We start from the raw sequence: 20,613 nt of genomic DNA, 5'->3' as shown, positions 1-20,613 counted from the left end.
GGCCCCCCGGGCCCGGCGCCCCCCGGGCCCGGGGCCCCCCCCCCCCCGGGGGCCGGGGGGGCCGGGCCCCCCCCCCCCCGGGCCCCCCCCGCCCCCCCCCGGCGGGGGGCCGGCCCCCGGGCCGGGAGCGAGGCGGGAGCTCCCAACGCCGGGGGGCCGGGCGTGGGCGAGGAAGCGGGTGGTGGGCAGGCGGAGGGTGAGGTGGGTGAGGAGGAGGGTGGGTGGGGGGTGGGGGGAGGGGGTGGGCCCCCCGGAACACTCGCACCGGAAGTCGACGCCGCCGACTTCCTACGCAGCGCCCCCACCCCGAAGGCCGGCGCCCCGAGGGCACCGGCCTTCCCGGTGGACCGAGGAGCCGCCGAACCGCCGAGCCCCGCCCGGTCCCGGCGGGCGCCGCCCTCCCGCCGCCCCGGGAAATGCCGGCGGCCACCGGGTGGCGAGCAGGCACAATGGCCTAGTGATGGTGGGCCGTCCGGAGTCGGGGGGCCAGGGATTGGAGGCCCGGGTGAGCGATCTACCGCGCAAGGCAGTGACCCGCACGGCACGGCTCGCCGCCCTGCCGCTGGGGATAGCCGGACGGGCCACGCTCGGGCTCGGCAAGCGCATCGGCGGCCGCTCCGCCGAGGTGGTCACGGCCGAGCTCCAGCAGGCCACCGCGGACCAGTTGTTCAAGGTCCTCGGCGAGCTCAAGGGCGGGGCGATGAAGTTCGGGCAGGTGCTGTCCGTCTTCGAGGCCGCGCTGCCCGAGGAGGTCGCCGGGCCGTACCGGGCGGCGCTCACCAAGCTGCAGGACGCCGCTCCCCCGATGCCCGCCGCCAAGGTGCACGCCGCACTGGCTGAGCGGCTCGGCGCGGGCTGGCGCGAGTTGTTCCGGGAGTTCGACGACCGCCCGGCGGCGGCCGCCTCGATCGGTCAGGTGCACCAGGCAGTCTGGCACGACGGCCGGCGGGTCGCGGTGAAGGTGCAGTACCCGGGGGCAGGTGAGGCACTGCTCGCCGACCTGTCCCAGCTGAGCCGGGTGGCCTGGCTGGTCGGCCCACTGATCCCCGGGCTGGACATCAAGCCGCTGATCACCGAGCTGCGCGAGCGGGTCTCGGAGGAGCTGGACTACGAGCTGGAGGCGCAGGCCCAGCGCCGGCACGCCGAGGAGTTCGCGGGCGATCCGGACATCCTGGTGCCACGCGTGGTGGCGCAGGCCGACCAGGTGCTGGTCACCGAGTGGATGGACGGCACCCCGTTGTCCGAGGTGATCGCGCGCGGCACCCAGGAGGAGCGTGACCGCGCCGGGCAGTTGTTGGCTCGCTTCCTGTTCGCGGGCCCGTCCCGGACGGGCCTGCTGCACGCGGATCCGCACCCGGGCAACTTCCGGTTGCTGAAGGACGACGGTCCGGCGTCCGGCTGGCGGTTGGGCGTGCTGGACTTCGGGACGGTGGACCGGTTGCCGGGCGGGCTGCCCGCGCCGATCGGTGCCTCGTTGCGGATGGCCCTGGACGGGGACGCGGCGGGCGTGCTGAAGATGCTGCGGGAGGAGGGCTTCGTGAAGCCCTCGATCCAGCTGGATCCGGATGCGGTGCTGGACTACCTGCTGCCGATCATCGAGCCGGCCGCGGTGGACACCTTCCACTTCACCCGGACGTGGATGCGTGCCCAGGCGGCCCGGATCGCGGATCCCCGCTCGCCCGCCTACAACCTGGGGAAGCAGCTGAACCTGCCGCCCGCGTACCTGCTGATCCACCGGGTGACGCTGAGCACCATCGGGGTGCTGTGCCAGCTGGGCGCCAAGGCGCCGTTCCGGGCCGAGATGCTGAAGTGGCTGCCGGAGTTCTCCGGCGAGCCGTCGGCGCCGGCCGGCTCCGCCGGGCATCGCGGCCCCGCCGACGCGCAGAACACCCCGGAGGACACCTCGGACACACCGCGACCGCCGCGGACACCGCGGAAGCCCTGATACCTCGGGGCCCCCGGGAGCCCTCGGCGAGCGCCGCGAGGCGGCCGCCCGCGAGAGCTGATGAGGAGTGGGCTGGAAACTGAGAAGCTGCGGAGCTGAGACGCTGCGCAGCTCCGCAGCCGGCGAGAACGCCGAACGGCCGCAGGCCGCTCCCCGTGGACGGGAGCGGCCTGCGGCACGACAGCGGCGGTGCGCCGGTCGAACGAACCGGCGGCGGCCCTTACATCAGGGCGACGGCGAGCGCCTTGCGGGCCCGCATCGAGGCCCGCTCGGCCCGCTGCTTGAGCTTGCGGGCCCGGACGACCCGGCTGACGAGCCGTTGGTTCTCGGCCTCGTGCATCCTGTCTTGCATATGGGCACGGGCCAGGGATTCATGCAGGAGTTGCATCTCGAGGATCCTGTTCTGGGTCTGAAGTTCGGTGGTCTGCTCGGCGCGGACGGTCGGATCGATGGCGGCGGGGGTCATGTGGTGGTCCTGCTCGTGGTGCGTGCTCGGGAATGGGCGGGTGCGGGCGGCTGCGTCGGCCTTGGCGGCGGCGATCCGTACGGACCGGCGGAGGGCCGTGTCCAGCGGGGGCTGCTCTCCCCTGCGGACGGGCCTGGCGTGGTCGGCGGGGTTCACGCCATGACCTCGGTCTTGCGCGGACGGCCCCGCGGCCGCTTGCGGGCCACGACGACGCCCTGGACGAAGAGCTCGCCACCCCAGACGCCCCACGGCTCGCGCCGCTCGAGGGCGCCGGCCAGACAGGCGTCCTTCACCGGACAGGTGCCGCAGAGGGACTTCGCGTACTCGACGTCGGCGGGCGTCTCGGCGAAGAAGACCTCGGGGTCGAAGGCGCGGCACGGGATGGGGAGACCGAGTGCCTCGGCCTGCTCGATCGAGCTGATCTGCATGGAAGGAACCTCCGGAGGGTCGGCCTGGTCGGCCTTGGTGATCTGGCTTGTCGGCGGTACGGACGGGATGGGCGGCGTGATGACCGTGGACACTGTGGGCGTCTTCCTCGTCTTCTCAGTGGTTCCGGCCCAGTGGACTGGTGGTGCTGGGCCGGAGGCCCCGGAGGGCCTGGGTGGTCTTGCGTACCGGACAAAACAGAAGGGCCGCGGATCCCGGTGTGACGGGTTCCGCGGCCCTGGAGGTGCCGACCTGAGGCTGACTCAGGTTCGTTCTCTCCAGGGTTCAGGGCCGCGGAAGGCCCACATCCGGGTGGCCTCGGTGCCGATAAAGGCGGCCTTGGCCTGCTTGATCTGCTGCTCGTTCTGCTTCTGGGCGTTTCCGGCACCGATGACCTGCGCATAGCCGCCGTGCATGGCGGCGGCTACGGCCGCCTTCGGTGCCTGGATCGGTCGCTCGTCGCACATGGGACGCGACGTGCCGACCGACGCCCAGTCACGGGACAGACCGGTCTCGACGACGGTGCCTTCGACACTCCTGCCGCCCGCGAGGTGCAGATCCGCGATGCGCAGATCCGCGCCGTGCAGATCAGTGTGTCCAAGACCACTGACAGCGGAGGCGACGAAGACACCGGTGGCGTCGAGACCCAGACCGGTTCCACCGAGCTCGGCGAGCGCCCGCAGGCGGGCGGCACGCAGGGAGGCAGCGACAACGGTCTGGCCAGTCATTTTGGTGATCATGATGTTTCCCACTGTCTTCGCCTCCTCTCGGCGTCTCGCGGAGCCTGGTTCCCCTGGCTCCGAATGTTCGGATGTCTGTCTCGGTGTAGCTGTGGGGCGAGGGGAATCGGCACAGGTTTCACCCCGTGCGACCGCGTCCCCTTGACCGCTCCGGCAGGCTATTGCGCTCCCGGTATGCCGCGCAAACTATTTTTCGCGCGAGTTCCGCGATCGGATCGGCAGGCGGTTCGGGCGCGGTCCGCGGTGCGGCCCGCCGCACGTCGCCGCGCCGGCTTCGAAGTCCCCCGAGCAGTCCCCTGGACCGCGCCCGTGCCGGCTCACGCCGGATCGACCGGACCGTCGTCCTCGACGCCGTCCGGATCTTCCTCGGGCTCCTCCCCCGCACACAACGAGAGCACGGCGGCCCCGTACTTGTCCAGCTTCATGGCGCCGACCCCGGAGATCTGGGCCAGTTCCTGGCGGCTGGCGGGCACGTCCTCGGCGATCGCCATGAGCGTCGCGTCGGTGAACACCACGTAGGCCGGGGCGCCCTGCTTCCTGGCCTGCCGGGCCCGCCAGTCACGCAGCCGTTCGTACAGGCCCTCGTCCATCGTGGAGGGGCAGTCCTCGCAGCGGCGCAGCTTGCGTTCGACGGCCTCGGTGAGGACCTTGCCGCAGACTCGGCACTTGACCGGTCCGCGGGCCCGTCGGGCGGCCGAGCGCTCGCCGGTCTCGACGCTCCCCCGCGCGCCGCGCGCGCCGCTGCGCGCGCCCGGGATCCCCGAGCCGGGGCGCAGCCCGTCGAGGAAGCGGCTGGGTTTGCGGGAGGCGCGGCCACCCGGGGAGCGGGCGAGGGCCCAGGAGAGACTGAGGTGTCGGCGGGCGCGGGTGACGCCGACGTACAGGAGGCGGCGTTCCTCCTCGATCTGTTCGTCGGTCTTGGCGTAGATGATCGGCAGGGTGCCCTCGGTGAGGCCGACGAGGTAGACGGCGTCCCATTCGAGGCCCTTGGCGGCGTGGAGGGAGGCGAGGGTGACGCCTTCGACGGCGGGGGCGTGCTGGGCGGCGGCTCGGGCGTCGAGTTCGGCGACGTAGGCGGCGAGGTCGGTGGTGCGGCCGTCGGCGGTGCGGGTCCGTTCGAACTCCTCGGCGAGCCGGACGAGGGCGGCGAGGGATTCCCAGCGGTCGCGGACGGCGCCGGAGCCGGCGGGGGGTTCGGGGGTGAAGCCGCGGGTGGCGAGGACGGCGCGGACCTGGCCGGCGAGGTCGGGGGTGCCGGCGGTGAGGGGGTCGGCGGCGGCGCGGGCGGCGCCGCGCAGCAGGATGCCGGCGTCGCGGACCTCGGGGCGTTCGAAGAACCGTTCGGCGCCCTTGAGCTGGTAGGGGACGCCGAGGTCGGCGAGGGCCTGTTCGTAGACCTCGGACTGGCCGTTGGTGCGGAAGAGGACGGCGATCTCGCTGGCGCGCACGCCGGTGGCGAGGAGGTCCTTGATGCGGCGGGCGGTGGTCTCGGCCTCGGTGGGTTCGTCCTCGTACTCGGTGTAGACGGGCTCGGGGCCGGCTTCCCGCTGGGAGACGAGTTCGAGGCGGTGGCGGGCGGCTTCGCCGCGGGCCTGGGCGAGGAGTCCGTTGGCGAGGTGGACGACCTGGGGGGTGGAGCGGTAGTCGCGGACGAGTTTGACGACGGTGGCCTGGGGGTGGCGGCTGCGGAAGCCGAGGAGGTAGTCGGGGGTGGCGCCGGTGAAGGAGTAGATGGTCTGGCTGGCGTCGCCGACGACGCAGAGGCTGGCGCCGCCGTCGGGGCCGGTCCACTGGTCGAGCAGGCGCTGCTGGAGGGGGGAGACGTCCTGGTACTCGTCGACGGTGAAGTGCCGGTACTGGGAGCGGACCTGGTCGGCGATGTCGGGGCGGTCCTCCAGGATGGCGGCGGTGAGGAGCAGGACGTCCTCGAAGTCGATGCTGCCGCGGCGGGTCTTGGTCTCCTCGTAGACCCGGTAGACCTGGGCGGTCTCGGCGGGGTCGCGGGGGGCTTCGCGGCCGGATTTGGCGACGGCGGCGGGGTAGTCCTCGGGGGCGGTCTGGGTGACCTTGGCCCATTCGATCTCGGCGGTGAGGTCGCGCAGTTCGGTGCGCTGGACGCGCAGTCCGCAGCGGCCGGCGGCTTCGGCGACGAGTTGGACCTTGCGTTCGAGGAGCTGGGGCACCGGACCGCCGACGGCGCGGGGCCAGAAGTACTGGAGCTGGCGCAGGGCGGCGGCGTGGAAGGTGCGGGCCTGGACGCCGTCGGCACCGAGCTGGCGCAGGCGGCCGCGCATCTCGCCGGCGGCTCGGGCGGTGAAGGTGACGGCGAGGACCTGGGCGGGCTGGTAGACGCCGCTGCGCACGCCGTAGGCGATGCGGTGGGTGATGGCCCGCGTCTTGCCGGTGCCGGCGCCGGCGAGGACGCAGACGGGGCCGTGCAGGGCGGTGGCGACGGCGCGCTGTTCGGGGTCGAGCCCGGCGAGCACGGCGTCGGGGCCCGTGGCGGCGCCGGGGTCGGCCCAGGGGGAGCCGTGGGGGGCGTCGTACGGGTTGCCGCTCAAGAGGTCTTCCTGCATGCGTTCCATCTTCTCAGTCCGGTGGGACAGTCCGGGCGGGGTTGTCCACAGGCCCGGTGTGATCGCAGGATGATCGCTCTGCGTGCTGATCGATGGCATGCCGGAATGCCCGCCGCGCGGTGGACGTTCCGTTCGGAGACCGTGTGTCCCTCTCTTTCGAAGGAGCCCCCTCGATGTCCGGCAGCGTGACGATGTACAGCACGACCTGGTGTGGGTACTGCAACCGGCTCAAGAGCCAGCTGGACCGTGAAGGCATCGGTTACACCGAGATCAACATCGAGGAGGACCCGGCGTCGGCGGCCTTCGTGGAGTCGGTGAACGGCGGCAACCAGACGGTGCCGACGGTGCTGGTGCAGCCGGCCGGCGGCGGTGAGCAGGTCGTGATGACGAACCCGAGCCTGCTCCAGGTGAAGAAGGCGCTCGCGGCCTGATCCGCGCCGGACGGGCCCCGGCGGACCCGGTCGGCCCGGCGGACCCGGCCGGCCCGGCGCACCCGGTCGGCCCGGCCGCGGGGCCGGTGCCGCCCCGGTCGGCGCGCGCGGTCACGGCGCGTCGGCCCGGGCCGGGTCGACGGGTGCGGCGGGCGCGGGCAGCGTGGTGCGTGCGCCGAGGTCGCCGATGCCGTAGACGAGTCGGCTGCGGTCGGCGGAGTAGCGGGTCTCGATGACCCGGACGGGCCCGCGCCGGTCGTAGGTGACGCGGGTCTGCACCATGAGGGGGACGCCGGGGCCGCCCTGGAACCACTGGGCCTCCTCGGGGCCGGGCATCCGGGCGACGAGGTGGTCGACGGCGCCGATCTCGGTGCGGCCGAGCGCGGCGAGGACGGCCTCGTCGCCGCCGTCGACGGGGTCGGGTTCCATCAGCGGGGTGCCGGCGGCGAGTCCGGCCCGGTAGTGGCTCTCCTCGATGGAGTAGGGCTCGCGGTCGAGCAGTCGCAGTTGGCGGCGGACGACGATGGCCTCGCCGGGGCGCAGTCCGAGGCGTTCGGCGATGTCGACGCGGGCCCGGACGATCATCATCTCGAAGTCGGTGCTGAGCTCGCGTCCGGCGTCGGCGGCTTCGCCGAGGTAGACGTCGGAGGGAGTGGCGAGGCAGTCGCGCGGGGCGGCGGCGAGGGTGGGGCCGTAGGCGCGGTGGTCGAGGACGGGGTGTTCGCGCAGGTAGGTGCCCTTGCCCTGGAGGCGGACGAGCCGGCCTTCGTTGACGAGGACGTCGATCGCGAGGCGGACGGTGTTGCGCGCGACGCCGTACTGGCGTTCCAGTTCGCTCTCGACCGGGATGGCGGCGTCGGCGGTGAACTCGCCCTCGGCGATCCGGCGGCGCAGGTCGGCGGCGAGGCGCTGGTATTTGGGGGATTGGGCGGTGCCCCGGGGGATGGTCACCCGAGTGAATGTAGCGAGCGGGGTGACGCGTTTTCAGCCGTTTCCGGCAATGTCGTCCGGGCGGGTCGACGGTGCGGTTCCGGGCGTGTCGTGCGGTAGCAGAACTGGCCCGTCCGGCCACGAACAGTCGGTCGACGGCGGTTTCCGGAGAGGGGCGGGACGAAAGACAGGGGCGCGCGGCATAAGCCACGCGCCCCCTTTTGCGTGCAAGCGCCGGGAATCCGGACGGGGTTACCAGCGCGCGCTCGCGGGCAGCGGTTCGCCGTACCAGAGTTCGACCAGGTGACGGGCGATCGAGATGCCGGAGGGCGGCAGGATCTCGCCCGCGGCCATTCCGGCGCGCAGTTCCTCCCGGGAGAACCAGCGCGCCTCGGCGAGCTCCTCGCCGTCCACGGTGATCTCGGTGCCGCCGGGCAGCGCCTTGCCCATGAAGCCGAGCATCAGGCTGGACGGGAACGGCCAGGGCTGGCTGGCGACGTAGCGCACCTCGCCGACCCGCACCCCCGCCTCCTCCTGCACCTCGCGGGCCACCGCCTGCTCGAGCGACTCCCCCGGCTCGACGAAGCCGGCCAGGGTGGACCAGCGGCCCTCCGGCCACAGGGCCTGGCGGCCGAGCAGGCAGCGGTCCTGCTCGTCGGTGATCGCCATGATCACCGCCGGGTCGGTGCGCGGGTAGTGCTCGGCCGCGCAGGAGGTGCAGCGCCGCACGTGCCCGGCGCCGGCCTTCTCCGTCGGGTGCCCGCAGCGCGAGCAGAAGCTGTGCAGCCGGTGCCAGTGCTCCAGCGCGACGGCGTGCACCAGCAGTCCGGAGTCCCGGTCGGACAGCAGGGCGCCGACCTCGCGCAGCCCGGCCGGGCGGGCGTCGCCGTCCAGGCGGCCGGGCAGGCTCTCGCCGGCCAGCGCGAAGTACGAGACGCCGTCCTCGTCGGTGCCGAGGAAGTACCGGTCACCGGTCTGCGGTGCCTCGAAGGAGGGCAGCAGCACGAGTTCGGTGCCCTGCGCGGTGTCGACGACGAAGGCCTCGCCGCCGGCGATGGGCAGCACCCGGGTGGCGGGGTGGCTCCACGCGGCCGCCAGCCACGGTTCGTCGAAGCGGTGCTCGGCCGCCCGGTCCACCCCGGACCTGGCCAGGGCCAGCGGGCGCTCGGTCTCAGGCACGGTGCTCAACTCGTTCCATCCCCATGTGGTGAATCATCCGGATGAGTGGTCTGACTGCCATGGTCCGGCGCGAGCGGACTCACGCGCCGGGCCGGAAGTTCTCGGCCAGGTCGCCCCACAGGTACGCGGCGGTCTCCACGCCCTTGGCCAGCAGGCCCAGTTCGACCTTCTCGTTGACCGAGTGCCAGCCGTCCGAGGGCACCGAGATGCCGAGGAACAGCACCGGCGCGCCCAGCACGTCCTGGAGGTCGGCGGCGGGGCCGGAGCCGCCCTCGCGGGTGAAGAGGATCTTCTGGCCGAAGGCGCGGCCCATCGCACGCACGGTGGACTGCAGCGCCGGGTGGTCCAGCGGGGTCAGGCACGGCCGGGTCGCGCCCGGGAAGACCAGCTCGTGGCGGATGCCCTCGGGCACCCGCTCGGCCACCCAGGCGCGCACCGCCTCGCGGACCTTCTCCACCTCCTGGCCGGCGACCAGCCGGAAGGACAGCTTCAGGTGCGCCGAGGACGGCACGATGGTCTTGCCGCCGGGGCCGGTGTAGCCGCCCCAGATGCCGTTGACCTCGGCGGTCGGACGGGCCCAGATCCGCTCCAGGGTGGAGTAGCCGGCCTCGCCGCGGGTGCCGTACGACTTGGCGACGCGCAGCCACTGCTCCTCGTCGAAGGGCAGCTCGGCGAAGAGTTCGCGCTCCCGCTCGGTCAGCTCCACCACCCCGTCGTAGAAGCCCGGGATCGCGACCCGGCGGTCGTCGTCGTGCAGGGCCGCGGCCAGCTCGGCCGCGACCTGCGCCGGGTTGGGGACGGCGCCGCCGAAGGAGCCGGAGTGGATGTCGGTGTCCGGCCCGTACAGGTCGATCTGGGCGTCGGCCAGTCCCCGCATGCCGGTGCAGACGGTCGGCGTGGTCTCGGACCACATGCCGGTGTCGGAGATGACCACGACGTCGGCTGCCAGCCGGGCGGCCTCGCGCCGGACCAGGTCGGCGAAGTGCGGCGAGCCGGACTCCTCCTCGCCCTCGACCAGCAGCTTGAGGTTGACGGCCGGCGCGGTGCGGCCGGTGGCGGCCAGGTGGGCGCGCACGCCCAGGGTGTGGAAGAACACCTGGCCCTTGTCGTCGGCGGCGCCGCGGGCGTACAGCCGGTCGCCGACCACGGTCGGGGTGAACGGCTCGGTGTCCCAGCCGTCCTCCTCGGCGGCGGGCTGCACGTCGTGGTGCCCGTAGACCAGGACGGTCGGCGCGGACGAGTCCCCGGAGGGCCACTCGGCGAACACCGCCGGCAGGCCGTCCGTCTCCCACACCTCGGCGACCGGGAAGCCGGTCTCGCGCAGCTTGGCGGCCAGCCACTCGGCGGAGCGGCGCACGTCGCCGGCCCGGTCGGGGTCGGCGGAGACCGAGGGGATGGCCAGCCACTCGGACAGGTCGGCGAGGAAGGCGGCCTGGTGCTGGTCGATGAAGGAGCGGACGGCGCTGTCCGGGGTTCTCGTCATACCGACGACTGTAGTTCGCCCGTGCGGGTGCCCGCCCCGGGCGTCCGCCCAGGACCGCCCGCCGGGCCGGTGACCTCCGTCACCCCCGCCGCGGCACGGGCGCGGCGGGGGTGACGGAGGTGACGGAGGTGACGGGGCGACGGAGGTGCCCCGCCCGGGAACGGCCGACCGGGGCCCGGCCCTCAGGCGGAGCGGCCCTCGGGCGGAGCGGCCCTCAGGCGGAGCGGCGCAGCATCGTGACCCGCGAGCGGGTGAGCACCGCCGCCAGGGCGGCCGCGAGCAGCGGGAGCACCACCACGGTGGCGGCGATGGTGGGCCACGGGAAGACCACGATCGCCTTGTTGGCGATCTCCTCGGGGCTCATGCCGGGGTAGGTGTTCGCCGCGCCCTCGACCTTGCGCAGCGCCACGCCCGGCACGATGCCGCAGACCACGCCGAGGACGGCGCCCATCGCGGCGATCACGCCGCACTGGAAGCCGGACAGCGAGCGCCGGATGCGGGGTTCGGCGCCCACCGCCGCGAGGGTGGTGAGGTCGCGCTGGGAGTCGGCGGCGGCCAGGCCGGTGGCGATGCCGGCGGCGCCGAGGGCGACCAGGGCGGCGAAGGCGGTCAGGCCCAGGCGGACGAGGTCGGCCTTCGACTGGTAGCCGCGTTCGATGGTGAGGACGTCGCGGTCGCTGATCTTGGCGAGCGCGCCGTCGGCCTTCTGCTGGGCGCTGTCGGAGGGTGCGGTGCCGGGCAGCCAGACCGAGCCGGCGGCGGCGGTGGCGAAGCCGAGCCTGGTGGCGGTGTCCGGGCTGACCACGGCCTCGGCCGGGGCCGGCACCGCGGCGGTGGCGAGGACGGCGTCGACGGCGATCTCGGTGCTGGCGGGCTTGTGGCCGGGGCTGCCCGACCGGTCCTGGTCGGCGGTGGTGTACCGGATGGCGACCTTGCCGTCCTTGAGGTAGCGGGCGTCGAAGACGACGGCCTTGCCGGCGGCGAGGGCCTTGCCGGCGGCCGGGTCGGTGACGCCGTAGAGGTTGCGCAGCAGGGTGGCGTCGCCGGCCGTCAGGGGGCTGTAGGGGCTGCCGGAGCGGCCGCGGGTCTGGCAGCGCTTGTCGGTTTCCAGGATCCGGTCGGCTTCGCCGGGGCCGTAGTCCTGGTCGCTGTCCTGGAGGGGGCAGCGGTCGGCCTTGGGCATCTCGACGCTGATGTAGCCGCAGTACTCCCCGTCCGCGCAGTCGCCCTTGGGGGAGACGCGTAGGACGTCGGCGCGCGGGCCGAGGTCGGGGATGCTGCGTTCGACGGTCTCGCGCATCTGGGGCAGCAGTTTGGCGTCGGGTCCGGCCAGCCAGCCGCTGCCGAGCAGCACGGCGCCGGAGGGGCCGTGGGCGACGTACTCGCGCCGGTACTGCTCGTCGTAGCTGGCGGTGTAGACGCCGACGGCGACGGAGCCGGCGACGGCGGCCATGACGGCGGCGACGGCGGGTGCGGTGCGGGCGCGGTGGCGCACGGAGTCGCGCAGGGCGAGCCGGGGGCCGAGCGAGAGCCAGCGTCCGAGCCGGCCGAAGAGGCTGACCAGGGTCGGGGTGAGGGCGACCATGCCGAGTTCGGCGAGGGCGGAGCCGCCGAGGACGGCGAGGCTGCGGTTGCCGACGCCGCTGGCACCGCCGAGCAGGGCGAGGGCGGCGCCGCCGCCGAGCATCAGCAGGCCGAGCAGGGCGAGCTTGCGGTTCGGCGGTTTGAGGGAGTCGCGGCCGGTGAGCGCGCTCACGACGTCCTGGCGGGAGGCCTGGACGGCGGGGACGACCGCCGCGAGCAGGCCGGTGACCAGGCCGACGAGGAGCACGCCGAGCAGGTCGAGCGGCTGGATGTCGAAGTGGCCGAAGCGCCGGCCGGCGTACTCCTCGGCCTGGGTGCGCAGCAGGGCGACCAGGCCGACTCCGAGGCCGAGGCCGATCACGGCGCCGGTGACGCCGAGGACGATGCCGCCGCCGAGGACGACGCCGCGGACGTTGGCGCGGTCACCGCCGGCGGCGGCGAGCAGGCCGAGCTGCCGCCGGGAGCGCCGGGCCCCGACGGCGAAGGCGGGGCCCGCGAGGAGGACGATCTCCAGCAGGGCCATGCCGACGACGGTGGCGAGGATGACGACGCCGGTCCGGTTGAAGTAGGAGGACTGGTCGGTGCCGGAGCGCCGGTCCTGTTCGACGTAGTAGGGGACGTCGGCGCGGGCCGGGGGGTCGGTCAGGACGGCGCGGCTGGTGACGGTGAAGCCGTACTGGTTGAGTTCGACGACCTTGTGCCAGTCGATGCCGGTGCCGTCGGGGAGCTTGACCAGCCAGCGGGTGGGTTCCCCGGTGCCGGCGGCCTGGCCGCGGGTCGCGCCGGGGGTTTCGGCGAGTCGGCCGATCAGGGTGCCGGGAGGGGCGAGGAGTTCGGTGGCCTTGAGGTCGCCGGGGTACTCGTAGACGCCGGTGATGGTGAAGGGGGTGGCTTCCAGGCCGCGGACGGCGGTGCGGTCGCCGATCGCGAGGCCGGAGCGCTTGAGGAAGTCCGGGGTGACGGCGGCTTCGCGGTCGTTCGCGGGGGCCCGGCCCTGTACGAGGTTCAGCCGGCCGTTCCAGACCGGGTCGTTCAGGTCGGTTTCGCTGACGCGGGTGGAGAGCAGCCCTTCGGTGCTGGTGGCGGCGGTGTACGGGCCCTCGCGTTCGGGCACCAGGGTGGCGCCGGCGGGCAGGAGTTGCCGTGCCAGGTCGGCGGGTGGGATATCGAGGGCGCGCTGCTGTGCGGGGGTGTGCCGGGGGGTGGCGCCGTCCTTGGCCGTGTCCTGGGGGTTCTCGACGCTGAGGCCTTGCGTGGGGTCGGGCGCCTGTAGGACGGAGGCGCCGCGTTCGACCATCTCGAGTTCGCCGGCGGCGCGGCCCATGATGCGCACGGCCTGTTCGGCGGGCGAGAGTTCGGCGCTGCGGAAGACGACGTCGGCGCCGGTGACGCCGAGGACGGGCAGGGCGACCATGGCGATGACCAGGGCGCTGCGGCCCTTGGCGCGCAGGGCGTCGCGGCGGGCGATGCGCAGGGCGACCCGCCAGGCGCTGGGCTTCACTCGTCCACCTTCATGCTGTTGGTGGCCGCGCTGACGAGGAGGCTGGCGGCGTCCTGGCTGACGGATTCGTCGACCATGCGGCCGTCGCGCAGGAAGACGACGCGGTCGGCCCAGGCGGCGTGGCGGGCTTCGTGGGTGACCATCATGGCGGCGGCGCCGGCGTCGCAGCGGGCGCGCAGGACGGCGAGGACGGCTTCGCCGGTGGTGGAGTCGAGGGCGCCGGTGGGTTCGTCGGCGAGGACGAGGCGGCGCTCGCCGATGAGGGCGCGGGCGATGGCGACGCGTTGTTGTTGGCCGCCGGACATGTCGTCGGGGAAGCGGTCGGCGAGTTCGGCGATGCCGAGTTCCTGCAGGGCTGCGACGGCTTCCCTGCGGGCCGCCCGGGCGGAGACGCCGTCGAGTTCACGGGGCAGGGTGATGTTCTCGGCGGCGGTGAGGGCGGGGATGAGGTTGTAGTCCTGGAAGACGTAGCCGACGGAGCGGCGGCGGACCCGGGCGAGCCTCTTGCGGGTGAGGTCGCCGAGGGCGGTGCCTTCGACCAGGACGCGGCCGCTGGTCGGGGTGTCGAGGCCGCCGGCGAGCGTGAGCAGGGTCGACTTGCCGGAGCCGGAGGGGCCCATGACGGCGACGAACTCGCCGGGGTGGACCTCGAGGTCGACGCCGCGCAGGGCGTGGACCTCGGCGGCGCCTTGGCCGTGGACGCGGGTGACGTTCTCCAGGTGCAGTACCGGTGTCGGCCGGGACTGTCGGGTGTGGGACACGGTTCCCCCCTTGTGCTGGGTGCGGGTCGGCGCCCGGGGCGCCGGCCGGTGGTTCGGTGGGCTGGGCCGCGGCCGCGTCAGGCGCGGGTGCGGCGGCCGAGCCGGGTGGGCTTCCTGGTCGCGGTGTCGGTGGCGCGGGCGGCTTCGGCGGCGCGCGCCTGGTGGAGTTCGGCGTGCTGGGCGAGGCGGGTCTCGCAGTGGTCGAGCCAGCGGATCTCGGCTTCGGTCTGGAAGATCAGCTGGTCGAGGACGAGCAGCCAGGCGAGTTCGTTGCTCTCGGCGGGCACGGTGCCGGGCGCGCCGGCCGTGCCGGAGGCCGGGCGGGGACCGCCGGGGGCGCCGGGGGCCGGGCTGCCGGCGAGGGCGCGGCCCTTGAGCCGGGTGTAGTCCTGGAGGGCCTTGATGCTGTGCCGGCGCTGGCCCTGGACGACGGCGCCGACGTCCACGCCGGGCACGGTGACGGCCATCGCGAGCTTGATGGCCAGTTCGTCGCGCGGGGGGTTGGTCCGGGGCACCGGGGTGTCGAACCAGGCCCGCAGTTCGGCGCGGCCGGCGTCGGTGGCGGCGTAGAACTGGTGCCCCTCGTCGTCCTCGCCGGCGGCCTCGACCAGGCCGTCGCGCTCCAGTCGGGAGAGCGTGGTGTAGACCTGCCCGACGTTGAGCGGCCAGGTGGCGCCGGTGCGCGCCTCGAATTCGGAGCGCAGCTGGTAGCCGTAGCGGGGGCCCTCGTCGAGCAGGGCGAGCAGACCGTGGCGGATGGACATACTCGGTATGTATACCCGGTATGCCCCTCGGGCTCAAGCCGCGCGCTCGGGTACCGTCGTGCGGTGTGAGCCAGTTGCGCATCGCCACCTTCAACCTGTTGCACGGTCAGCCGCTCGCCGCGGACGGTGCGCCGCGGCCCTACCCGGCCGATGCGGGCGCCCCGCTGGCGGAGGCGGTGGCGGCGCTGGACGCCGACGTGCTGGCCCTGCAGGAGGTGGACCGGCACCAGGCGCGCTCGGGCGGCACCGACCAGGCGGCGGTGGCGGCCGCGGCGATGGGCGCGAAGGACTGGCGCTTCGCCGCCGCGCTCCACGGGCGCCCGGCGCCGGTGGCGGGCTGGGTGCCCGAGCCGGCCGGCCCGAACGGGCTGCGGGTGTACGGGCCGGGCGAGGTGGGCGACGACGCCCCGCCCTCGTACGGGACGGCGCTGCTGACCCGGCTCCCGGTGCGGCACTGGCGGGCCCGGCGGTTCGCCCCGGCGCCGTTCGGGCTGCCGCTGCGGGTGGCGGGGCGGCGCGGACTGACCCCGGTGCCGGACGAGCCGCGGGCGGCGCTGGCGGCGGTGCTGGAGGGCGACCGCGGGCCGTTCACGGTGGTGGCGGCACACCTGTCCTTCGTCCCGGGCTGGAACATGGCGCAGCTGGCCGGGATCCGGCGGTGGATCGCCGACCTGCCGCAGCCGTACCTGGTGCTGGGGGACTTCAACCTGATCGGCGCGGTGCCGCGTACGGTGCTGGGCGGGGCGACGGCGCTGGAGCGCACGGCGCCGCGGGTGCGGGTGCGCGACCTGCGGGCGGCGCGGCGGGCCCGGCCGGTGGTGGCCGGGCAGCGCCGGCGGCGGGTGCGCGAGCCGCGGGCGCGGCTGCAGGGCTGGTACGACCTGGCGCGCACGCCGACCTACCCCTCGCACCGGCCGGCGGTGCAGTTCGACCACGTGCTGGCGGTGGGGGTGCCGCGCACGGCGGTGGGCCCGGCGCGGGCGCCGCGCGCGGCGGTGTCGGACCACCGGCCGCTGCTGGTCGAGGTGTCGCTGTAGCCGCGGAGCCGCCGGGGCCGGGGCCCTAGTTGAGGTGGCTCAGGGCCCCGTTCTGGTGCGGGAGGTGGACGGGCGGGGTCGGCTGGGGGTCGTACTGCAGGAGCAGCATGGCCGCGTCGTCGCCGAGTTGCCGGCCGACGTGGCGCACGACGTCCTCGTGCAGGCGCTGGAGGACGTCGGCGGGGCGGCCGTCGGCGCAGCGCGGGAGGCGTTCGGCGAGCGGGTAGAAGGCGCCGGCGCGGTCGCGGGCCTCGATCACGCCGTCGGTGAACAGCAGGATCCGGTCGCCGCCGCGGAGCGGGACGTGGTGGACCGGGGGGTGCACGTCGGCCGGGTCGAGGACGCCCAACGGCGGGACGGTCTCCGCGAGTTCGAGCGGTTGGACGGTGGCCTCGCGCAGCAGCAGCGGTGCGGGGTGTCCGCAGTTGACGAGTTCGGCGGTGCCGTCGGGGCCGACGCCGATCAGTACCAGGGTGACGAACTCCTCCTCCACGCCGGGGTGGTCGTTCTCGTGGAGGGCGCGGTCGAGGCTGACGGCCAGCCAGCCGGCGACCCGGTCGAGGGCTGGTTCCTGGTGGGCGGCCTCGCGGAAGGCGCCGAGGACGGCGGCGGCGGTCTCGACGGCGCCGAGGCCCTTGCCGCGGACGTCGCCGACCACGGCCCGGACGCCGTGGCGGGTGTTGACGACCTCGTACAGGTCGCCGCCGATGCGGGCGTGCGCGGCGGCGGCCTCGTAGTGGACGGCGGCGCGCACGCTGCCGACCCTCTCGGGGACGGGCCGCAGCAGGACGCGGCGGGCGATGGAGGCGACCAGTTGGGCGTCGGCGAGGGCGCGCTCCTGGCGCAGCCTCAGGGTGGCGCTGACCCAGCCGATCGTGGCGACGAGCAGGATCGCGATGACGCTGGCGGCGTGCACGGACTCGCCGAGCGCGTCGCTGCGGAAGGCCATCAGGAAGGCCGCCGTCTCGGTGCACAGGCCGATGACGAGCGGGTACCAGGTACGGTGGCTGACCACGGCGGCCAGCGCGGGAACGGCGGTGAGGGCGGGTTCGACCGTCACCTCGGTGCCGCTGAGGTAGTCGAGGACGACGATCAGCACCATGCCGAGGAGGGGCAGCGCGAGCGCCGTCCTCGGCCAGGTGCCGGTCGCGCCCGGGGCGGGTCCCGGGGTCGGCCCGGTGAACCGCTCTCTGATCCATCCGGTCGCGCTCAACTTCGGACTCTCCAGCAGAAGACGCCGGTGCCGGGGGCACCTGCTGTGATGACTGAGGGTTAGGGAATGCGGGCCTCGCTGGCGGCCGGAGCGCGGGGGTTGACCGGTTACCGACCCCACAATAGGCACGAAACGTGCATGACGCACAGGTTTCGGGCACTGCCATGATGACTTCGATGCTCTGCGTGACTCATTTATCACTGTTCCCGATCAGGAGCCGTTCCAACTCTTTTCGGCCGGGAAGTCCTGCCGGACGGACGATCCGCCCGCTGCGGACGTACAGGAACGAAGCCGTGACCTGCTCGGGATCGACGCCCGCCTGCTCCGCCCAGGCGAGCCGGTAGACCGCGAGCTGCAGCGGGTCGGCGGTCTCCTCGCGGTGGGTCTTCCAGTCCACCACTTCGTAGCGTGACGTCCCACCGGATTCTGACAGCATGTCACCGTCCCGGTAGACCGCGTCGATCCGGCCGCGCACCACCCGGCCCGCCAGCACCAGCTGGAACGGCGCCTCCACCCGGTGGGGCCTGCGCTCGGCGTACGGGGTGCGCAGGAACGCCTCCTTGAGCCGCTCCAGGTCCTGTTCGTCCTCGATTCCGTCGTCGTCGGCGCCGGGCAGTGCGCCCGGCTCGATCAGCAGCAGCGGCTCGATCCGGGACTGCACCCAGGCGTGGAAGCGGGTGCCGCGCCGGGCGGCGGGCTGCGGGGGGCGCGGCATCGGCCGGGCCAGGTCGCGGGCGAAGCCGTCCTGGTCGGCGGCCAGGCGCAGCAGCTGGGTGGCGGACAGCGCGGCGGGCAGCGGCACCTCGCGGGTGGTGCGCCGGGAGCGTTCCAACTCGCCGAGCAGCGCGGTGAGGTCGCGGTCCCAGGAGGCGACCTGCCGCTGGTCCTCCACCGCCATCGGTTCGGGTTCGGGTGCCGGAGCCCCGGCGAGCCGCTCGCGCACCACCGCGGCGACCCGGCGGCGGGCGTGCTGGGCGGCCGGGTCCAGCGGCAGCGGCCAGGGGCGCTCGACGGCGGCGGCCAGTGCCGGGTTCTCGGCGCCCTTCTCGGGCGGCTCGGCCCAGTGCTCGACCTCGCCGGTTCCGGGCCGCTCGCAGTGCTCGCGCAGCCGCTCCAGGAACGCGGACGGCCCGCGGACGGTCTTCTGGCTGGGCCCCCACCAGTGGCCGGAGGCCAGCAGCAGCGCACGGGGGCGGGTGAACGCGACGTACCCGAGGCGCAGCTCCTCGGTGCCCGAGTGCTCGGCCAGTTCCTTCTTGAACGCGGCCATGGACTTGCCGTTCCAGCCGCCGCGGACGTCGGGGAGGGTGGCGCGGTCGCCGCGCAGGGCGTGCGGGAGGACGCGCTTGCTGCTGGTCCAGCGTTCGCGCGCGGTGGCGGACGGGAAGGCGCCCTTCACCAGGCCGGGGACGGCCACCACGTCCCACTCCAGGCCCTTGGACTTGTGGGCGGTGAGCACCTTCACGGTGTCCTCGCCGCCGGGCAGGCTGCTGTCCAGGCCGCGCTCGTACTGCTGGGCGGCGTGCAGGAAGCCGAGGAAGGCGCCCAGGCCCGGGTCGCCGTCGAGGTCCGCGAAGGAGGCGGCGACGTCCAGGAAGGCGTGCAGGGTCTCGCGCCGCCGGGCCGCCAGCGCCTTGGGCGAGGCGGCGAGTTCGACCTCCAGGCCGGTGACGGCGAGCACCCGGTGCAGCACGTCCATCAGCGGGTCGGCGAGCGAGCGGCGCAACTCGCGCAGTTCGGCGGCGAGCCGGGCGAAGCGGACCCTGGCCTCGGCGGAGAACGGCAGGTCGTCCGGCTGGTCCCCGTCGTCGGCCGGGGAGGTGAGGAAGGTCTCCACGGCGTCGGCCAGCGAGATGGTCTCGGTGGGGTCGGCCTCGGCGACGGCGGCCGCCAGCGCCTCCACGCCCTCGGGCCGGTCGGTGCGCACCAGGGCGGCGGCCCGGCGGCCGAGCAGGGCGAGGTCGCGCGGGCCGATCCGCCAGCGCGGGCCGATCAGCAGGCGCACCAGGGCGGCGTTGGCGGTCGGGTCGTGCAGCACCTCGCAGACCGCCACCAGGTCGGCGACCTCGGGCAGTTGCAGCAGGCCGCCGAGGCCGACCACCTCGACCGGCACCTCGCGGGCGACGAGCGCGGCGTGGATGTCCGGGAAGGCGGCGCTGCCGCGGCACAGCACGGCGATCCGGCCGGGCGCGGTGCCGGTGCGCACCAGGTGGGCGATCGAGTCGGCGAGCCAGTCGATCTCCTCGGCGTGGGTGGGCAGCAGCGCGGCCCGGACGTAGCCGTCCTGCTCGGCGCCGGGGGCCGGGCGCAACGCCTCGACTCCCTCGTGGACGGCGCGCAGCGGGGCGGCGAGGTCGTTGGCGAAGTCGAGCAGCCGTCCGCCGCTGCGGCGGTTCTCGCTGAGCGAGTAGCGGTCGGCGGGGCGGCCGTCCGCCTGGGGGAAGTGCCGGGGGAAGTCGTCGAGGTTGGCGACGGAGGCGCCGCGCCAGCCGTAGATGGCCTGGCAGGGGTCGCCGACGGCGGTCACCGGGTGGCCGGTGCCCCGCTCGTCGGGACCGGCGCCGAACAGGCCTGCGAGCATGAGGCGTTGGGCGACGGAGGTGTCCTGGTACTCGTCGAGCAGGACGACCCGGTACTGGCCGCGCAGCAGTTCGCCGACCTCGGGGCGCTGCTGGGCGAGGCGGGCGGCGGCGGCTATCTGGTCGCCGAAGTCCATCAGTCCGGCGGTCTGCTTGCGGCGCCGGTAGTCCTCGACCAGGCGCAGCAGTTCCAGCCGGGCGCGGGCGGTGGCGGGGACGGCGCGCAGGTCGTCGTTGCCGAGCTTGACGGTGGCGAGGGTGTCGAGCAGTTCCTCGTCGAAGGCGCGCAGGGCCTGCGGCTCGACGAGGTGTTCGGCGAGTTCGCCGTCCAGGGCGGTGAGGTCGGCGACGAGGTTGGCGAAGGTGCCGGTGAGGTGGGGGAAGGGGCCGCGGGCGGTCCGCAGCACCTTGGCGGCGAGCTGGAAGCGGGTGGCGTCGGCGAGCAGCCGGACGTCCGGTTCGATGCCGATGCGCAGGCCGTGCTCCTTGAGGAGGCGGCCGGCGAAGGCGTGGTAGGTGGAGATCTCCGGCTCGCCGAGCGGTTCGGTGTCGCCGCGGTCGGCGGTTCGCTCCCAGCCTTCGGCCGGGGGCACCCCGAGCCCGCAGACCCGCAGGGCGGCGCGGACGCGTTCGGCGAGTTCGCCGGCGGCCTTGTTGGTGAAGGTGAGGCCGAGGACCTCTTCGGGCCGCACGGCGCCGGAGCCGACCAGCCAGACGACCCGGGCGGCCATCACGGTGGTCTTGCCGGAGCCCGCGCCGGCGACGATCACGGCCGGGGCGAGGGGGGCGCCGATGGCCGCCATCTGCTCCCGGTTGAACGGGATGCCCAGCAGCTCCTTGAGCTGGTCGGGATGGCTGAGCACGGCGGTCACCCCGCAACGTTAACGGGCGGGGCCGACACTCCGGGCGCCCGGCCGGGGTGACCCTGGCTACTCCACGGCCGCCCGACGGCCGCCCGACACTCACCCGACGCTCACCCGACGGCCGCCCGACGGCAC

General features: G+C 74.4%; 15 protein-coding genes. 3 read left to right on the top strand and 12 right to left on the bottom strand.

Translation table 11 applies throughout. The features are described from left to right. Nucleotides 1-505 precede the first annotated feature (505 nt). The gene (locus tag ACGF07_RS01220; RefSeq protein WP_392894391.1) at nucleotides 506-1,945 is read left to right on the top strand and encodes an ABC1 kinase family protein; all 1,440 of its coding nucleotides are present in this window, start codon (nucleotides 506-508) and stop codon (nucleotides 1,943-1,945) included. Between the two features lie 220 nt (nucleotides 1,946-2,165). Here the strand turns inward: ACGF07_RS01220 and ACGF07_RS01215 are convergent, their stop codons facing one another. The 4 genes from ACGF07_RS01215 to ACGF07_RS01200 form a co-directional block, all read right to left on the bottom strand. Next, nucleotides 2,166-2,567: a hypothetical protein gene (locus ACGF07_RS01215; protein WP_350736723.1), complete on the bottom strand. Its 402-nt coding sequence runs from the start codon at nucleotides 2,565-2,567 to the stop codon at nucleotides 2,166-2,168. Then, nucleotides 2,564-2,932: a WhiB family transcriptional regulator gene (locus ACGF07_RS01210; RefSeq protein WP_392894389.1), complete on the bottom strand. Its 369-nt coding sequence runs from the start codon at nucleotides 2,930-2,932 to the stop codon at nucleotides 2,564-2,566. Before ACGF07_RS01210 ends, ACGF07_RS01215 begins: the two co-directional genes overlap by 4 nt. A gap of 168 nt (nucleotides 2,933-3,100) precedes the next feature. Next, complete coding sequence (locus tag ACGF07_RS01205; protein WP_350736721.1) at nucleotides 3,101-3,589, bottom strand: hypothetical protein; 489 nt, start codon at nucleotides 3,587-3,589, stop codon at nucleotides 3,101-3,103. 305 nt (nucleotides 3,590-3,894) lie between these two features. Continuing rightward, nucleotides 3,895-6,162, bottom strand: coding sequence for an ATP-dependent DNA helicase UvrD2 (locus ACGF07_RS01200; RefSeq protein ID WP_392894387.1), 2,268 nt, complete (start codon nucleotides 6,160-6,162; stop codon nucleotides 3,895-3,897). A 164-nt stretch (nucleotides 6,163-6,326) separates the two neighbouring features. On the opposite strand from ACGF07_RS01200, the gene ACGF07_RS01195 reads away from it, so the two are divergent. Continuing rightward, nucleotides 6,327-6,584, top strand: a complete 258-nt coding sequence (locus ACGF07_RS01195; RefSeq protein ID WP_350736718.1) for a mycoredoxin — start codon at nucleotides 6,327-6,329, stop codon at nucleotides 6,582-6,584. 111 nt (nucleotides 6,585-6,695) lie between these two features. Here ACGF07_RS01195 and ACGF07_RS01190 read toward each other — a convergent pair whose 3' ends face one another. From ACGF07_RS01190 to ACGF07_RS01165, 6 genes are all read right to left on the bottom strand, one after another. Further along, nucleotides 6,696-7,535, bottom strand: coding sequence for a GntR family transcriptional regulator (locus ACGF07_RS01190; protein ID WP_392894384.1), 840 nt, complete (start codon nucleotides 7,533-7,535; stop codon nucleotides 6,696-6,698). A 231-nt stretch (nucleotides 7,536-7,766) separates the two neighbouring features. Beyond that, nucleotides 7,767-8,702 (bottom strand): NAD(+) diphosphatase, encoded by a 936-nt coding sequence (gene nudC / locus ACGF07_RS01185; RefSeq protein ID WP_392894382.1) that lies wholly within the window; start codon nucleotides 8,700-8,702, stop codon nucleotides 7,767-7,769. A 70-nt stretch (nucleotides 8,703-8,772) separates the two neighbouring features. Continuing rightward, complete coding sequence (locus tag ACGF07_RS01180) at nucleotides 8,773-10,176, bottom strand: dipeptidase (RefSeq protein ID WP_392894381.1); 1,404 nt, start codon at nucleotides 10,174-10,176, stop codon at nucleotides 8,773-8,775. A 214-nt stretch (nucleotides 10,177-10,390) separates the two neighbouring features. Then, on the bottom strand, nucleotides 10,391-13,261 hold the full coding sequence (locus ACGF07_RS01175) for an FtsX-like permease family protein (RefSeq protein WP_392894379.1): 2,871 nt from the start codon (nucleotides 13,259-13,261) through the stop codon (nucleotides 10,391-10,393). Continuing rightward, nucleotides 13,258-14,022 carry an ABC transporter ATP-binding protein gene (locus tag ACGF07_RS01170; protein ID WP_392894377.1) on the bottom strand — a complete coding sequence of 255 codons (765 nt, stop codon included), beginning with the start codon at nucleotides 14,020-14,022 and terminating at the stop codon, nucleotides 13,258-13,260. The genes ACGF07_RS01175 and ACGF07_RS01170 overlap by 4 nt, the downstream gene beginning before the upstream one ends. A 77-nt stretch (nucleotides 14,023-14,099) precedes the next feature. After that, nucleotides 14,100-14,786 (bottom strand): PadR family transcriptional regulator, encoded by a 687-nt coding sequence (locus tag ACGF07_RS01165; RefSeq protein ID WP_392894376.1) that lies wholly within the window; start codon nucleotides 14,784-14,786, stop codon nucleotides 14,100-14,102. 65 nt (nucleotides 14,787-14,851) lie between these two features. Between ACGF07_RS01165 and ACGF07_RS01160 the strand changes: the two genes are divergently transcribed. Further along, nucleotides 14,852-15,823 (top strand): endonuclease/exonuclease/phosphatase family protein, encoded by a 972-nt coding sequence (locus ACGF07_RS01160; RefSeq protein ID WP_392894374.1) that lies wholly within the window; start codon nucleotides 14,852-14,854, stop codon nucleotides 15,821-15,823. Between the two features lie 25 nt (nucleotides 15,824-15,848). On the opposite strand, the gene ACGF07_RS01155 is transcribed toward ACGF07_RS01160, so the two are convergent. Then, entirely contained in the window at nucleotides 15,849-17,036 is a 1,188-nt protein-coding gene (locus ACGF07_RS01155) for a PP2C family protein-serine/threonine phosphatase (RefSeq protein ID WP_392894372.1), read from the bottom strand. Nucleotides 17,037-17,226: 190 nt separating this feature from the next. Continuing rightward, complete coding sequence (locus ACGF07_RS01150) at nucleotides 17,227-20,487, bottom strand: UvrD-helicase domain-containing protein (RefSeq protein WP_392894370.1); 3,261 nt, start codon at nucleotides 20,485-20,487, stop codon at nucleotides 17,227-17,229. Nucleotides 20,488-20,613: the final 126 nt, after the last annotated feature.

It is taken from the genome of Kitasatospora sp. NPDC048194 (assembly GCF_043202455.1).
Classification (GTDB): domain Bacteria; phylum Actinomycetota; class Actinomycetes; order Streptomycetales; family Streptomycetaceae; genus Kitasatospora.
Note: the sequence above shows the minus strand (reverse complement) of the source record. Positions and strands in the feature narration are given on the sequence as shown.